Source organism: Bacteroides neonati (genome assembly GCF_000499785.1).
Lineage (GTDB): Bacteria > Bacteroidota > Bacteroidia > Bacteroidales > Bacteroidaceae > Bacteroides > Bacteroides neonati.
This window is the reverse complement of the sequence record NZ_HG726026.1, coordinates 1-16,395: the sequence shown is the minus strand read 5'-3', so window position 1 is coordinate 16,395 and position 16,395 is coordinate 1. Positions and strand designations below refer to the sequence as shown.

The 16,395-nt window shown below is 45.1% G+C and carries 18 protein-coding genes; 5 read left to right on the top strand and 13 right to left on the bottom strand.

Going from position 1 to position 16,395, the window contains the following annotated elements; translation table 11 throughout:
• The first annotated feature begins 1 nt into the window (after window position 1).
• The gene (gene bioD, locus TY03_RS17495; protein ID WP_042372350.1) at window positions 2-658 is read left to right on the top strand and encodes a dethiobiotin synthase; all 657 of its coding nucleotides are present in this window, start codon (window positions 2-4) and stop codon (window positions 656-658) included.
• A gap of 82 nt (window positions 659-740) precedes the next feature.
• On the opposite strand, the gene def is transcribed toward bioD, so the two are convergent.
• The 13 genes from def to TY03_RS17430 all read right to left on the bottom strand — a co-directional run bounded on the left by def (window position 741) and on the right by TY03_RS17430 (window position 13,947).
• Entirely contained in the window at window positions 741-1,295 is a 555-nt protein-coding gene (gene def, locus TY03_RS17490; protein ID WP_042372349.1) for a peptide deformylase, read from the bottom strand.
• 29 nt (window positions 1,296-1,324) lie between these two features.
• Entirely contained in the window at window positions 1,325-1,741 is a 417-nt protein-coding gene (gene ruvX, locus TY03_RS17485; RefSeq protein ID WP_042372348.1) for a Holliday junction resolvase RuvX, read from the bottom strand.
• 38 nt (window positions 1,742-1,779) lie between these two features.
• Entirely contained in the window at window positions 1,780-2,931 is a 1,152-nt protein-coding gene (locus tag TY03_RS17480) for an acyltransferase family protein (RefSeq protein WP_042372347.1), read from the bottom strand.
• Window positions 2,932-3,137: 206 nt separating this feature from the next.
• Window positions 3,138-3,599 (bottom strand): hypothetical protein, encoded by a 462-nt coding sequence (locus TY03_RS17475; protein ID WP_042372345.1) that lies wholly within the window; start codon window positions 3,597-3,599, stop codon window positions 3,138-3,140.
• Between the two features lie 236 nt (window positions 3,600-3,835).
• Window positions 3,836-4,771 (bottom strand): PCMD domain-containing protein, encoded by a 936-nt coding sequence (locus tag TY03_RS17470; protein ID WP_394330899.1) that lies wholly within the window; start codon window positions 4,769-4,771, stop codon window positions 3,836-3,838.
• Between the two features lie 49 nt (window positions 4,772-4,820).
• The gene (locus tag TY03_RS17465) at window positions 4,821-5,927 is read right to left on the bottom strand and encodes a sulfotransferase family protein (RefSeq protein ID WP_042372341.1); all 1,107 of its coding nucleotides are present in this window, start codon (window positions 5,925-5,927) and stop codon (window positions 4,821-4,823) included.
• Between the two features lie 12 nt (window positions 5,928-5,939).
• Window positions 5,940-7,397, bottom strand: a complete 1,458-nt coding sequence (cysN, locus tag TY03_RS17460; protein WP_042372339.1) for a sulfate adenylyltransferase subunit CysN — start codon at window positions 7,395-7,397, stop codon at window positions 5,940-5,942.
• Between the two features lie 29 nt (window positions 7,398-7,426).
• Window positions 7,427-8,338, bottom strand: a complete 912-nt coding sequence (gene cysD, locus TY03_RS17455) for a sulfate adenylyltransferase subunit CysD (RefSeq protein ID WP_042372687.1) — start codon at window positions 8,336-8,338, stop codon at window positions 7,427-7,429.
• Between the two features lie 13 nt (window positions 8,339-8,351).
• Window positions 8,352-8,954, bottom strand: coding sequence for an adenylyl-sulfate kinase (gene cysC, locus TY03_RS17450; RefSeq protein ID WP_042372337.1), 603 nt, complete (start codon window positions 8,952-8,954; stop codon window positions 8,352-8,354).
• A gap of 23 nt (window positions 8,955-8,977) precedes the next feature.
• Complete coding sequence (locus TY03_RS17445) at window positions 8,978-10,531, bottom strand: SLC13 family permease (protein WP_042372335.1); 1,554 nt, start codon at window positions 10,529-10,531, stop codon at window positions 8,978-8,980.
• 13 nt (window positions 10,532-10,544) lie between these two features.
• Window positions 10,545-11,369 carry a 3'(2'),5'-bisphosphate nucleotidase CysQ gene (cysQ, locus tag TY03_RS17440; RefSeq protein WP_042372333.1) on the bottom strand — a complete coding sequence of 275 codons (825 nt, stop codon included), beginning with the start codon at window positions 11,367-11,369 and terminating at the stop codon, window positions 10,545-10,547.
• Between the two features lie 1,139 nt (window positions 11,370-12,508).
• Entirely contained in the window at window positions 12,509-13,006 is a 498-nt protein-coding gene (locus TY03_RS17435) for an SPOR domain-containing protein (RefSeq protein ID WP_042372332.1), read from the bottom strand.
• Between the two features lie 176 nt (window positions 13,007-13,182).
• Window positions 13,183-13,947, bottom strand: coding sequence for an SDR family NAD(P)-dependent oxidoreductase (locus tag TY03_RS17430; protein WP_042372330.1), 765 nt, complete (start codon window positions 13,945-13,947; stop codon window positions 13,183-13,185).
• Window positions 13,948-14,127: 180 nt separating this feature from the next.
• Here TY03_RS17430 and TY03_RS17425 point away from each other — a divergent pair, with 180 nt between their 5' ends.
• The 4 genes from TY03_RS17425 (at window position 14,128) to TY03_RS17410 (ending at window position 16,360) form a co-directional block, all read left to right on the top strand.
• Window positions 14,128-15,402 (top strand): DEAD/DEAH box helicase, encoded by a 1,275-nt coding sequence (locus TY03_RS17425; RefSeq protein WP_042372329.1) that lies wholly within the window; start codon window positions 14,128-14,130, stop codon window positions 15,400-15,402.
• Window positions 15,403-15,500: 98 nt separating this feature from the next.
• On the top strand, window positions 15,501-15,710 hold the full coding sequence (locus TY03_RS17420; protein ID WP_042372327.1) for a YtxH domain-containing protein: 210 nt from the start codon (window positions 15,501-15,503) through the stop codon (window positions 15,708-15,710).
• 29 nt (window positions 15,711-15,739) lie between these two features.
• A complete protein-coding gene (locus TY03_RS17415) occupies window positions 15,740-16,102 on the top strand; it encodes a phage holin family protein (protein ID WP_042372251.1) in 363 nt (120 codons plus the stop codon).
• A gap of 3 nt (window positions 16,103-16,105) precedes the next feature.
• A complete protein-coding gene (locus TY03_RS17410) occupies window positions 16,106-16,360 on the top strand; it encodes a hypothetical protein (RefSeq protein WP_042372249.1) in 255 nt (84 codons plus the stop codon).
• Window positions 16,361-16,395: the final 35 nt, after the last annotated feature.

Genomic DNA, 16,395 nt, shown 5'->3' with positions numbered 1-16,395 from the left:
AATGGAAAAGAATGTGTTTTTTATCAGTGGTATCGATACCGATGCCGGAAAAAGTTATGCAACGGGCTTTCTGGCTCGCGAACTAAATGCCAACGGAAAACGAACCATCACGCAGAAACTGATTCAAACAGGTAATGTAGGCCATTCGGAAGACATCGACCTACACCGGAAGATTATGGGTATTGACTTTACCGAAGAAGACCGGGCGGGACTGACCATGCCCGAAATATTCTCTTATCCTGCTTCGCCTCATCTGGCCTCGCGGTTAGACAATCGCCCCATCGACTTTGATAAGATAGCCGAGGCAACCCGCGAGCTAAGCCAACGCTATGAGGTCGTATTGCTCGAAGGTGCAGGCGGACTGATGGTTCCCCTTACCGATGAGTTGCTTACCATCGACTATGTAGCACAACAAGGATATCCGCTTATCTTCGTTACCTCCGGAAAGCTGGGCAGCATCAATCATACCTTGCTTAGCTTTGAGGCCATACGGAGCCGGGGCATTGAGTTGCATACGGTCATGTACAACCTATACCCAACGGTAGAAGACAAAACGATTCAGGAAGACACGCAAGCCTTTATCCGTAAGTATATGGCGCAACACTTCCCCCAGGCGGAGTTTGTCGTAGTGCCTGAAATAACGATAACACAGGAATAAACTTAGAAAAAAAGCGTTGTACACGGCCAGGCTCATTGCTTTGTCGTGTACAACGCTTATTGAAAGTGAAACTGAACGTTTCTTACTTGACTTGTTTCATCTTATAAGAGCTGCGTGCTTTGCCATTGAGCATCGCGTTGAGCTTTCCTTTAATCATCTGCTTACGAAGTGGGGAGATGTGATCGATAAACATCTTACCATCCAAGTGATCGAACTCGTGCTGCATCACACGTGCCAGATAGCCGGTTACTTCTTCCTCGTATTGCACGAAGTTTTCGTCCATATACTTCACCAGAATCTTATCGCCACGCTTTACGGTTTCATGAATACCGGGCAGACTGAGACACCCCTCTTCCATGGCTATCTCTTCGCCGCTTACTTCGAGAATATGCGGATTGATATAGGCTTTATTGAAATCTTTAAATTCGGGGAATTCATCCGACAACGGGTCGAGTGTAATGGTTACTACGCGAATAGGCAAACCTATCTGCGGAGCTGCCAACCCTACTCCATCGGCACGTTCCATTGTTTCGAACATATTGGCAATCAGCTCTTTCAAATTGGGGTAGTCGGCGTCAATATCTTCCGCCTCTTTTCTCAATACCGGTTGACCATATACATAAATGGGTAATATCATCTTTACAATCTTAATTAATGGGTTTGTACTTAAAAACGCTTACTTTCGAGATAGGTCTGCAAAATGATGGTTGCACTGATTTCGTCGACCAACGCCTTATTCTGACGGTCTTTCTTCTTCAACCCTGCCTCAAGCATGGTACGGTGAGCCAGTACCGAGGTAAAACGCTCGTCTACAAACTCAACGGGAATATCGGGTAATCGTTTTTTCAGTGAACGCACAAAAGGATCGATGTACTTCATGCTTTCCGAAGCTTCGTTATTCATCTGCTTGGGCAAGCCGACAATGATACGTTCCACCGGTTCTACCTGCACGTAGTTGGTGATAAACGCCAACAACTCGTGTGTGGGTACAGTGGTCAATCCGTTGGCGATAATCTGCATGGTATCGCTTACGGCTATGCCGGTACGTTTCCTTCCGTAATCAATTGCTACTATTCTACTCATAATTGGGGTACAAAAGTACAATTATTATTTCAAATATCTTATTTTTTAGCCAGATATCGTTTGCTTAACCATTTCCGGACAGGCTCATCATAGCACTTCAAGAAGAAATAAGCTAAAAGAATATTACCGATAATGAGTGCCAAACCAACGTACCAGGTCTGCTCGAACGTAAGACCGTTGTCCCACACCCAAGCATAGAATAGATACATTGAGGGGTAGTGCACCACGTAGACCGGATAAGAGATATCGCCGCAGAATTTGCAAATAGCCGTAGATTTCTTGTCGGTAGTCTTTCCCGAAGCACCTAACCAAATGAGCAGAGGGAAAAAGACGATCACACAGAGTGCATCATAAAGACCATTTATCCACATGGTGTCATTTCCACCCAGATGAGGCACAACAAGCAGTGCAACCACTCCCAAACTACACAGCCAGAAAGCACCGGGGATACGAACGGGTTTGAACACGCGAGACATCAACAGTCCTGCCGAAAAACAAAACATCATACAAAGAAAGCCGGCCTCGAGATAGTGGTTGGCCATTGTCCAGCCTACTCCCACATGACCGTATCCGGAACCGTTGCCTATGGCATAGCAGGCAACTCCGATACCCGTGATAGCCACCAGCACAGAGAGTGCCCGGGTAGACAGACGACGAATAATCAAAGCATATAAGATATTGCCAATGTACTCCAGAAACAAGGACCAATAAGGGCCGTTGAGCGGAAATAACTCACCGTTGCCACGAACTTCGACTCCCGTGCCCGGCACAGCAGGAATCATAAAGAGGGTACAGAGCATAGCCAGCATAACCATGGAGGTAGCCACTTTAGTACCGTCCCACTGCACACTGCCTTGAATAAAGAAAGCAGCGACTCCTAAAAGCGCACCCACAACAACCATGGGATGCAGTCGGATCAACCTGCGCTTGAAAAACTCCTTCGTGCCCATCCGCTTCCACCGGTCATCATACGCATAGCCTACTACAAATCCGGAGAGAATGAAAAAGAACTGAACAGCCAAATAACCATGATTGCACCACTGATCGGTAGGACTGGTAGCAAAGGCTTCGAAAACATGGTACGCCAACACCATCAGTGCGGCAACACCTCGCAACCCATCCAAGATATTATAATGAGGTTTGGTATCTGCAAAGGCAGCAGACGAAGAACAAGAAGAGATTTTTTCCATAATATAATTTTAATTAAAGCACAAAAATACGATTATTATTTTTGACAGGAAATAGCTAAACAAAAATAAATTTTATTTTTTACAAGGGATTCAGACATGAACCTTGACTCTGCTAGCTTTAGGAAATTAATATATTACTAGAAAATCAGATAATCTACAGATACAAAGACGCTACTTGGTTTCAAAAAAGAATTAACATCTTTATATTAAACAGATACGTTCTTTATTTTATAAACACCAAAGAAAACGACACTCAACAGGGCCAACACCGCAAGTATAGCCCAATCTTTTGTCTCGAAAGCCCCCCTGACATAACCTATAATGTACCAAGGTATAGCTGTTATCGATAAAATAGCCAGTACTCTTGATACTCTCGAAACATAATGAGAGATGAAGAGCTTATCAAATTCTTTTTTATCTAATAATGGTGCATACTCCTTGTAAAATTGCTTCTCGGATACGAACTTCCGACGAGAATCGTAACCGATATAGAACCAAATCAGTGACCATAGAAGAAGAAACAAGCACATACCTATCCCACTTATTCCATCATCAAAGAAGGCTGAATACTCTATTCCTCGGACATGTACAGCCAGTATAGCCATAAGTACGATCAATATATTCCAACCGATCAATGCCGCAAATCCATATTTCAAGTTATCTTTCATCTTATACCTTTGAGTATTTATAATGATTTGACGTAAAATAAGTGTTTTATCTTACAAAACAAAACACCACCCAGTTAATTTGTATTTTTTTATATATAAGAATCAAACAAAAACAATATGATCAATGAAACAAAAATCCCGCATGTAATATACTCTTTTTCAGTAATACTACATGCAGGATCAACTTATAATTTACTACCTATAAGCGACTTAGCTACTTATAAGCAATTTTCTCATCAATAGACCAGCTTTACATCATCCACCCAAAGTGAATTGCCCGGAGAACCCACGTAAGCTCCACCGTGACTGGAGGTAAACTGAAGTATCAGGTGCGTAGGTGTTTCATGCTCATCGGCCCAAGCTACTTCACGGATAGGCACGCTTTCGCCCTTACTATTGGTCGTAAAGCGTTCGTCTACCTGCAAACGCATCATATGTGCTTTATAAGCAGGGTTGCCGGTAATATTGCCATAAAGTATCTCGTATGTAGCATTGTTGCGCCAGTCGGTGGTATTGTAGTAGTGCACCACCATCGTTCCTACGCGTTTGGCATATACATTGCCCTGAGCATCTTCCCAACGCTTCTGTAAGAATAGAATGGCAGCCGGAAAATCTTTGCCGGCCACATCGGTTATTTTACTAAAGCCGGTAGCACGGATGCGGTTTTCGCGGTCGGACATCTTTACCTTATAGTCAAACTGCAAAGCAATGGGTTTTTTAGTAAACGGAATACCCATTTGCAGAATCTTGTTCGGGTTCTTTGTACTCTTGATGGGTTCGTGTACCGTTCCGAGAAACATCGAACCGGCTGCAAGCACAGTGATATCGACTATACCGAACACCTTTACGCTCTCCATGCGGGTATCTAAACGGGCGCAATAGCCGTTACCGCGTGCTTCGGGGAAGACGGAGGTATTGGTTTTGGTAATCCCTGCCACCTTGGCCATTACGTTTGAGGTGGCCCAAGGCGATCCTCCTAAGTTCGTATAGGCTTCGGAGTTGGCAATGGTTTGCGTAGGACCTACGGCATAGACCTTTTTCGTATCTCCGCCAATAATGGCCGATTCTTTGATTTCACGGGTCACCCACTGATCCATGTTTCCAAAAGGAATGGCTTCGACTTTGTGTTGCGCCGACACAAAGACTGTGCAACACAGCAGAAGCACTCCCATCGCTAAGAAACGACGGGTTGTTTTCTGAGTTATCATGATTGTTTCGTTTTTACAAATTATAATCCCACTGTTTGAGTGCAAAATCCCAATGGTCTTGCACCAACTGAACAGTGCGTTCATCGTATGTATATTTATTTTTCTTATAGCCTTTCTTGCCACCTACGTACTTCTCGATAGCCGGACGCGCTTCTTCGAACCCGGGGATGGAAAGCTTGCGGTAGATGTCTTCGGTCATTTGCATGGCATCGGCCTCGAAGTCTTCAAACTTCACTTCGATCAGATTGCCTTCGGGGATGAATGCTTTATCGGCTTCGTATTGATGATAAAGCTTGGCATAGATCGAAAGAATGTTGCTCTCAATGGTTTCGGGAGCGATGTCTTGCAGCTTCAAGGGCTGAATGGTATTGGTGAAGAAGCTGCGGGTCGATTCGAATACCGTATACGGATTACGCATCAGGTAGATGAATTTCGCATTCGGGAACATCTTAACCAACTCCTTCACACGACCTGTATGAGGGGGATTCTTGCTCAGGAACTGTGTGCCTTTGGTATTCCACAAAGAGATCTTGATGAGCTTGGTGAATGTATCTTGAAACACCTTCAACTCGGCTTCGGAGATATCGTTGAAGAGCAGGTATTTATCGGCATACTCTTGTTGATACTGTGGCAGAAACCAGAAGTTATAATAGGTATAGGGCATCATATTGGCCAAGGCAAACTCTTCTTCTTGCGGAAGGTCTACGGCCAGTTCCATATTATCGGTCGGACGCTTATCGGGCATCAACCAGCTCATATTCTTCTTAAAGAAGGGCTGCCCCCACATCATCAGATGAGGAAACACCGTTTGGTAGGTGGTGTTATAGCCAAAATGCTTGTCGCACGAAAGCACGTTGTGTACGAACGTAGTACCGCTACGCCAGTGACCCAGAATAAACACCGGATCGTGTTCCAGCGGCTTGTCGGCCAACAGTTTCGTATAACGACTGTCTTGCAACGGTTTCAAGAGAGAAAGTAACCGGCAAACCGACTTGGTTAACCGATACTTGCTACGATATGCATCATCAATCCGGCGACCGGAGGTGATGGCGTTGAAGGTTTTCCAATCGGCACCTACCAAGGTATTGATTGGAAGTTTATTAAATTCGAGTAATCCCATTCTTTGAATTAATTATTTTTCTATTCGTATGGCAATGCCTTGGCGTTCGAGCGCTTTGACTGCTTTTTCTATCGCTTCATAATGCTCGGTGGCGATGCCCAGTTTAGGCAGGTTCAATACGGGCAGTTCTTCTCCGGCATTGAGTCCGTCGGTTCCCACACGGTCGATAATCATACCCACGGCAGCAGTGTTGTTCGTAATCGGGTCGATCAGGATAAACGATCCGCAAGCCTTGTTTTTGGTATAGGGGTCGAAGAACAGTTCTTTGGCGGTAGTGAGCACCACATTGGCAATCTGGTTGAGTTGCAAGGGCAGTGTATCTGCGGTCAACTGTCCGTTCTCGATAGAGAGGTGCTCCATCGTATTGACATCTACCTTATACTTCACACGATCAATACGAGTACGACTCATATTGGTGGTTTGCTTGATGAAGAAGGACTTATGAATGTCCATCGGCTCCTCGTCCATCCATACCATCATGGCTTCGAAATTACGATCCACCAACGGTTGGTTATCGGGATGTACCAACATCTCGCCACGCGAAACGTCGATCTCATCTTCGAGGGTTAGGGTCACCGACTGGGGAGGAAAGGCATAATCCAACTCGCCATCGTAGGTAACGATGCTCTTGATCTTCGAGGTTTTGCCCGAAGGAAGTGCCATAACCGTATCGCCCTTGCGCACAATACCCGAAGCTACCTTGCCGCAGAAACCACGGAAGTCGAGGTTCGGACGCAGCACGTATTGTACCGGGAAGCGGAAGTCGGTGAAGTTGTTGTCGCTGTCGAGCGGAACCGTTTCGAGGAAGTCGAGCAACGAAGTACCGGCATACCATGGCGTACGGTCTGACTTATCGACCACGTTGTCGCCGTCGAGTGCAGAAAGGGGGATAAACTGGATATCGGGGATGCCCAGCGGAGCCACAAACTGCTTGTATTCTGTTACAATCTCATTGAAGCGCGCTTCCGAGAAGTCGACCAAGTCCATCTTATTGACTGCCAGCACTACGTGTTTGATACCCAACAGCGAAACCAGAAACGAGTGACGACGTGTTTGAGTAATCACCCCCGTACGGGCATCGACCAAGATAATGGCCAGATTGGCCGTAGAACCGCCGGTAATCATGTTGCGGGTGTACTGCTCGTGTCCCGGGGTGTCGGCAATGATGAACTTGCGGTTATTGGTCGAGAAGTAGCGATAGGCTACGTCGATGGTAATGCCTTGTTCGCGTTCGGCCTTCAGACCGTCGAGCAGCAAGGCGTAATCAATATGCTCGCCTGCATTTCCCATTCGTTTGCTATCGCGTTCGAGCGCATCGAGTTGGTCTTCGTATAGCTTTTTACTATCAAACAACAGGCGTCCGATCAGGGTCGACTTGCCATCATCTACCGATCCTGCTGTGAGCAATCTCAATAAGTCTTTTTGTTCATCCTTATCCAGATATGCTTTTATATCTAATGTTGTTCCCATTATGTTATGTCTAATTTTCTGTTTTTAATTTAGAAGTATCCCTCACGCTTTTTCTGCTCCATGCTGCCCTCTTGGTCGAAGTCGATCACACGGGTGGTGCGTTCGCTCTTCGTGGTGGTCATCATCTCCTCTACAATCTCTTCGATGGTATCGGCTTTGCTCTCTACGGCACCGGTCAGCGGCCAGCATCCCAAGGTACGGAAGCGTACCATACGCATCTCGATCTGATCGCGGTACTTTTCGGGCAGGCGTTCGTCGTCGGCCATGATGATGTTGCCGTCGAGGTTAATCACCGGGCGCTCTTTGGCATAATACAGGGGCACGATGGGGATGTTCTCCAGACGTATGTATTGCCAGATGTCCAGCTCCGTCCAGTTACTGATGGGGAATACGCGAATACTCTCGCCTTTGTGCACACGGGCATTGTAGATGTCCCAGAGTTCGGGACGCTGATTCTTCGGGTCCCATTGGTGAAACTTATCGCGGAAGGAGAAGATACGCTCCTTGGCACGAGACTTCTCTTCGTCTCTGCGCGCGCCACCAAAGGCGGCATCAAACTTATATTTGTCGAGTGCCTGCAACAGAGCTTGCGTCTTCATGACATCGGTATGTACCTTACTACCATGGCTAAAAGGACCTACGCCGGCATTGAATGCTTCCATATTGCTCTCCACAATGAGGTCCCAACCATGCTTGCTCGCATATTCATCGCGAAACTGAATCATCTCTTTAAACTTCCACTTCGAATCGATATGCATCAATGGAAACGGAACCTTGCCGGGATAGAATGCTTTCTCGGCAAGACGAGCCATGACCGACGAATCTTTTCCGATGCTGTAAAGCATCACAGGGTTCTCGAACTCCGCAGCCACTTCGCGGATGATGTGGATAGATTCTGCTTCAAGCTCTTTTAAGTGACTAAGTTTATACTCTTCTTTCATCATTATTTGGATATTATTTCTGAACTATGGGTAATATAAGTGCCAGCAACTGCTCTACCGACTCGCGGAGATCCATCTTCGAGGTATCGAGTGCCAAAGCCGGGTGTTCGGGTGCTTCGAACGGAGCCGATATGCCGGTAAAGTTCTGAATCTCGCCTTTGCGTGCTTTGGCATAGAGGCCTTTTACATCGCGCTTCTCGCACTCTTCGAGCGGCGTGCTGACAAACACTTCAAGAAAATCGTCGCGCCCGATGATACGAGCGGCCATCTCTCGGATATCGTTGTTGGGACTGATAAAGGCAGCAATGGTAATGATGCCGCTATCGATAAATAGCTTGGATACTTCGGCTATGCGACGGATGTTCTCAATCCGGTCGGCTTCGGAGAAACCCAAGTTGTTGTTGATACCGCTGCGGATGTTGTCTCCATCGAGAATGCGACACAACAACCCGCGCTTGTGAAGCTCGCGCTCCAAGGCAATGGCAATGGTGCTCTTGCCCGAACCGCTCAGTCCGGTAAACCAGATCATCACGCTGCGTTGTCCCAGAAGTTGTTCTTTATCTTGCCGGGTCAACATGCGGTCAAAGATAGGATATATATTGTTAGTTTGTTCCATACGTAAAAAAAGTATTTATTTTGTTAGAACGGCCAGATCAAAGGAATGAGTACGACCGAAATAATAAAAGTAATAATATTAAGAGGCAAACCGATGCGAACGAAATCGGTGAACTTATAGTTACCGATACCTTGCACAATCAGGTTGGTTTGATACCCAATCGGGGTAGAAAAGCTGGCAGAAGCCGCCATACATATAACCACGAAAAACGGTACCGGACTCACCCCTAACTGCGCAGATATAGATAGAGCCAACGGGAAGGCCAAGGCCGCCGCCGCATTGTTGGTGATAAGCTCGGTAAAGATATTGGTGATGATAAAGAGCATCGCCAATAAGACGTGAGGCCCGTATTGGTCGCTCATCGCAATGATGTAATGCGCCACCGTATCGGCTACTCCCGAATTGACCATCGCTTTGCTGATAGCGAAAGCACAGGCAATTGTAATCAGAATATCCCACGAAATGTATTTGGTGTACTTACGTGCCGGAAAGATTTTGGTCCATGCCATGATGATGGTCGTTATGGAGACAAAGAAGAACATATCGAGCTTCACACCCGGCAGCAACTCTTGCATCACAGGCAGTTCTCCCACCGTAGCACCAACAATCATTAAGATGAGTAACATCAGCGCAAACCAGCGCGTCTTCTTTCCGGGCACCGGTTCGGTATCTTGTCCGTTGGCAAGCATGACAAACACGCTCGATTCACCCCACGTCTTAACAAAGGAGTCATCGGCCATCACCACCAACGTATCACCGTCACGAAGCACAACCTGGCTCAGATCACCCGTAATACGTTGTCCGCTTCGTTTAATCTCTTTCACATCCGCCCCGTAGTGACGTTTAAAATCGAATTCGCTCAGGGTTTTATTGATACCCGGAAAGCGCGAGCCCAACACAGCTTCTACGCGATGCATCATTTCGCCATCTTCAATCTCTTCGGTAGGTACGGTATTGTCTGTCCGCACATCGGGTAGTAATTTCTTCGAAAAAAGAAAGATGTAAATAATACCGGCAATGGCGATAAAGATGCCTACCTTGCCAAGTTCGAACATCGTGAATCCCTCATATCCGGCTTCGAGAATCATGCCGTGCACCACCAGATTCGTAGAAGTACCTATCAATGTACAGATACCTCCCAGAATGGTTACATACGACAGGGGAATCAAGAATTTGGTAGCAGGCAGATGAACCGAGTCGGCCCAGCGCTTAATGATCGGAGCAAAGATAACCACCACCGGGGTATTGTTCAAGAAAGCCGAAATGAAGGCAATCGAGGGCAACATACGAAGCTGCGCCTTGAAAACGGTTGTTTTCCCTTGCGGCAAGAGTTTTTTGATTACCTGCCCCAAGGCTCCGGACTGGCGTATACCCTCGCTTACCAAGAACAACATAGCAACCGTTATCATTCCTTTGTTACTGAACCCCTCGAGCATCTCCTTTGGCGAAAGGATGCCGACGCAAAGAAATAACACAACTACCGAGAAAAGTACCATACCGGGGCGCATCTTATCTGAAATAAGAGCAATGACCATGCCCAGCAAGGAAAGCAATACAAAGATACTTTCAAAAGTCATACAACAGCGGGGATTAATTATTTTGTCGTTTTTTCTCCACAATAAACCAAGGGTTCAACAAATCTTCTTTGTTGTACCGAAGCGGGCATGTACCGTCGGCATGGTACACTTCCATACCCGCCGCTCGGGCAATGGCATGTCCGGCAGCCGTATCCCATTCCATGGTAGGAGCAAAACGAGGATACACCTGAGCAACCCCTTCGGCTACCAGGCAGATCTTGATAGAGCTTCCGCTCGAAATCAACTCTACCGCACCGTATTGCGTTCTTTTCTGCTCGATATATTCCTCGGTTTCGGGGCTGAGATGCGAGCGGGAGGCTACAATGACAAAACGTTCGGAAGAGGATTGCAGGGGCAATTTATCGGCTCTTGCAATCAATCGTTCCAAGGTATCGGTATCTTTCAATGCTGTTATATCTCCTAGTTTATAGGCTCCCATTCCGTCTGCACCGATGTATAACTGACGCTTTACGGGCAGGTAGATAACCCCTAATACAGGAATACCATTGCGCACCAGAGCGATATTGACGGTAAACTCACCGTTCTTTTTAATAAATTCTTTCGTCCCATCAAGCGGGTCGACAATCCATAGTTCGCTCCAGCTCTTACGCTCGGCATAGTCCAGATGTTTCCCTTCCTCGCTTAATACGGGAATCGGAGTTTGACTCAGCATAGCTACAATTACCTCATGTGCCTTACGGTCGGCAATGGTCAATGGGGAATTATCGGCTTTCCGTTCTACTTCAAAATCCGATGCAGGATCATTGTAGATAGAAAGTATTTCAGCACCTGCTCTCAGGGCTGCATCAATAGCAATAAACAAATTTTTCTGTTCCATTTATCATATAATTATAGCCTTACTTCCAACAAGGCGCAATAAGTGTAATTAAAGAACTACAAAGATAAAACTTCCTACACCGAAAAAGTTTTTACCCGTATAATTATAACTTCTTTTAATGGAAACACAACCGATCGTTAAAAAGTTAACTTTTGTATATTAATTATAATATGAAGAATCCAATAGGCAAATTTCATGCGGGCTACAGTTATCTGCTGTTTTAGCCTATGGTCGTAACACAAATAGATTACCTACGGAATTCCGGTTGCGGAAAAGTTGATTTTATTCTTTAACAGCTACACAAAAACGACCTCATTTTATTGCATATTCACCAAGAGCTATAATAGTAATAAAAGAATTTGCGATACAGTATTCGAGAATTTATTATAGGGGCTTTTAATCACTAATTCGGAATCATTTCTTTAAATATGCAACCATAACAATAGGATTATCTTCGGGAATCAATAAATGTATTTTTCAAATCGTAAGATAGCTCTGATTAAAAAAACGTAGAAGGGTGAGGGATGACTAGGGAGGTTATATAACTTTATTTCTCTGAATTAATTTTCTTTTTATTTTCTTTTTTTTTAAAATACAAAGCTTAATATTCTCCCTCACCCTCCCTCACACTTGGATGAAAAGTGCTTCACAGCATACTGTAGCATCGACGAGATAAATAGCATGTAGCAAGATACTTGCTTACTGTTTGAATAAAAGTTGGCGGCGTTTGATTAAAATGCCGCCAACTTTTATATTTTTCCCACCGTCTTTTTTAAAAAGACGCCGGGCTTTTCTTTGGTATGGTTTAGAGGAGAGTGCAAACAGATTGCTAAATACTTGGTATAAAGCCGGGTTTGATCTATTTAAAATTTTGTCATGTACTTAATTTTAAACGATAAAACCCCTCTCTCGTCATTATGCTGATGCAAAGGAAGAAATTAAACTTCTCCTAGCCAAACACTTATATGTTAATTGACGCCCATTTAAAAAGACGAAGTGTTCAATTTTGATCGAGTATTTGATCTTGATCTCTTTCCGGAATAACTTATGAATCTGATCATGAAGTAGCTACCTACAAACAATAAAGCCAACCGAATGGTATTTCGATTGGCTTTGATGAAGTTATTTAATTCTTTCGATTAAAATACGCGATACAACAACCAAGCACCTTGGAAGTCTTTGCGGTTAGGATATTTTGCTTTGAAATCGTCACGTGCCTGAGCAGCAGCACTTCTATCGCTAAATGTGTTCACAATTACACGATACATGGCCGACTCGGCATTGAAAGCGATGGTAGCATTGTAACCCTGACCATCGAGATAATCTTTCAGACCTTCGGCATTGGCTTTCAAACCAAAGCTACCGCACACTACGCTGTAATCTTTCAGTCCGTCTACACCCGAAACGACAGTTACCTTCTCCTGACGAACACCATTGGCACTATCCGTAGCCTTCTTTGTTGATACCGGAGCTGTAGCAACCGGAGTCACCTCTACCGGAGCCTCTACTTGCGGCTCGGCCAATTCTTGTTGTTTTGCCTTTTCATAAGCTTTTTTATAAGCACTCTCGCTGGACTTACAAGAAGCAAATGCAAGTACCATGCATACGCCCATTCCTAACACTACTAATTTTTTCATATCTATACTGTTTTAGTTAATAAATTTATTTCATATCGTCTATTCACATTCCGACAGCAAAATAATAGAATATTTATCATTCTGCAAAGAATAATTCGGGAAAAACGATCCTCGACTGTCATCTTGCCGCAAAGAAGCGGACATGACAGTTGTTTTTTGCCTACTTGATCTACCTTTTACTGCTTTTTGCAGGCAATCGTGGCGGTAGCCTGGTAAGTCGGCATCAACAGCACTTCGGCTATCTGGATGTGAGCAGGAGCCGAGGCAGCAAAATAGACGGTTTCGGCCACATCGTCTCCACTGAGCGGACGAATGCCTTTGTAGAAGTTGTCCGCTGCCTGTTGGTCGCCCCGATAGCGCACCACACTAAAATTCGTCTCGACCATCCCCGGTTTAATATTCGTTACGCGAAGGGGCGTATCGACAAGATCGATGCGCAAACCATCCGAAAGGGCTTTAACGGCTGCTTTGGTGGCACAATATACACTTCCGCCCGGATAAGCTCCGTCTCCGGCAATAGAGCCGATATTGATTACGTGTCCGCATCCTCTCTCTACCATACCGGGAACTACCAGACGGGTCATAGCCAGCAAGGCTCTTATGTTGGTATCGATCATGACGTCCCACTCATCGAGGTTGCCTTCATGCTCCTTATCCACCCCAATCACCAATCCGGCATTATTAATCAGCACATCTATCTTTTTCCAATCATCGGGCAGCGAAGCCAATGCTCCAACAGCAGCTTGTCTATCGCGCACATCGAAGGGCAACACGCACACTCGAATACCGTATGTCGATTCGAACTCATCTTTCAGTGCTAACAGTTTTGTCTCATTTCGGGCGTTAAGAATCAAGTCCGAACCTTGTGAAGCAAACTTACGCGCACAGCCTTCGCCGATACCGCTACTTGCTCCGGTAATAAAAACAATTTTACCTTTCATGTCTTTCAATTAAATTCGACTTTAATAAGGAACAAAAGTACGCTTTAACCTTCGATCATTCGCCCTCACCCTAAGTTAAATAAGATTAAACCGCTCGATAAAAAAGTATTTACCCCGTTAGTTAGCGTATCTTTGTGCTGTATAACATAACGAGCCGCGAGGTTCATTCAACTTTTTTACATGACATTTGAAAAATTAAACGTAATAGAGCCTATAGTAAAGGCTTTGCAACAAGAGGGTTACACCTCTCCCACTCCCATACAAGAACAGTCAATCCCCATTTTACTTCAAGGAAAAGATTTATTAGGTTGCGCACAAACCGGTACCGGAAAAACGGCAGCTTTCTCTATCCCCATCCTGCAAAAGCTGTATAAGACAGATCACCGCAAAGGTATCAAAGCATTGATTTTGACTCCTACACGTGAGTTGGCTATCCAAATAGGCGAAAGCTTCGAAGCGTATGGTAAACATACCGGACTCAAGCATACGGTTATCTTCGGTGGTGTAGGACAAAAACCGCAAACCGATGCGCTGCGCAACGGAGTGCAGATATTGATCGCCACACCGGGACGCTTGCTCGACTTAATCACACAAGGATTCGTAACGTTGAAAACGCTGGAGTTCTTCGTTCTCGACGAAGCCGACCGCATGCTCGACATGGGTTTCATTCATGACATCAAGCGTATATTGAAGCTCATCCCCGAGAAACGCCAGACTTTATTCTTTTCGGCTACCATGCCTCCCGAGATAGAGAAATTGGCCAACTCGATGCTAACCAACCCCGCGAAGGTAGAGGTAACCCCTGTTTCATCGACAGTCGACGTGATCGAGCAATCGGTCTATTTTGTAGAGAAGCAGGAGAAGAAAGATCTGCTGATTCATTTATTGAAAGACAAATCGATTGAATCGATGCTGGTCTTTACCCGAACCAAACATGGAGCAGACAAACTGGCCCGCATCCTTACCAAAGCGGGTACACGTGCCGAAGCCATTCACGGAAACAAATCGCAGAATGCGCGCCAACGTGCACTGACCGAGTTCAAGAACCACACGCTGCGCGTACTGATCGCAACCGATATTGCCGCACGTGGTATTGACGTCGATCTCCTGTCGCATGTGGTCAACTACGAGCTGCCCAACGTGCCCGAAACATACGTACACCGCATTGGCCGTACCGGTCGTGCCGGAAATGAAGGCATTGCCATCTCTTTTTGCGAATCTGAGGAACGTCCTTACCTGAAAGATATTCAGAAGCTGATCGGAAAGAACATTCCGGTAATCAAAGAGCATCCGTTTATCACCGCCGAAGGCATCAAGGCACACGAGGCGAAAACGGAAGAGATCAAAGTCAAAGCCAAAGAAAACAAAGCATACCGCGGTAGTCGTGCCAATGGAGACTTCTGGCGGCGCAAGAAACAGGCACCTCAAACAGGAGAAAGCAAGAAGAGAGGATAAAACTCTTTATGATAAAAAATGATAATTAAAGAACAAGTTCTGAGCTAAATACGTTATATTTGTAATATATCTTTTTATTAACAGATAAAAATAAAATTATGAAAGGAGTTAATGTACTAGCCGCATTTCTAGGTGGTGCAGCCGTAGGCGCAGCACTTGGACTTTTGTTTGCTCCCGAAAAAGGAGAAGACACCCGTCATAAAATTGCTGAAATTCTTCGCAAGAAAGGTATCAAATTGAATCGTAACGAGATGGAAAGCTTGGTCGATGACATTGCTGCCGAAATAAAAGGAGAAACTCAGGGATAAATTGAGAGACAAAATAAAACAAGGTCACCATGTTTGCAGACGATAAAAGCATAAATAACTTGCAGCAACTTTTTCTGGAATTCAAGAAGTATCTTGAGCTTCAAAAAGAATACACCAAGCTGGAGCTAACGGAGAAGCTAACGATACTGATCTCTACACTACTCATGGTTTTAATACTGATCTCGCTAACCATGATGACTTTGTTTTATTTACTGCTTGCCTTCGCCTACGTTCTCGAACCCATCGTAGGAGGGTTAATGGTAAGTTTTGCTATCATTGCAGCTATTAATATCGTATTGATCGCAATTGTTTATCTATTCCGCAGACAGCTTATTATCAACCCCATTGTAAACTTCCTTGCGGGTCTTTTTCTAAACAGCAAAAAGAAATAAGCCATGAATTCTCAACCTACATCATCTAAAATAACGCTCGAAGAAATTGCTCTACGCAAAGAGGAGGTACTGCGTGACATCCGAAAGCAGAAGCAGCAAATGACAAATACTGCCCGAGACTTGCTTGCTCCGCTTGCGCCCGTTGCTTCGGGTGGCAATGCCATCATGAGAACCTTCAGTACCGGAATGGCTATATTCGACGGGGTAATGCTAGGCCTAAAAATAATAAGAAAATTCCGTAAGCTCATTAAGCGATAAAGACCTAAAAAAGCGGGGCTATGTATGGATTACAT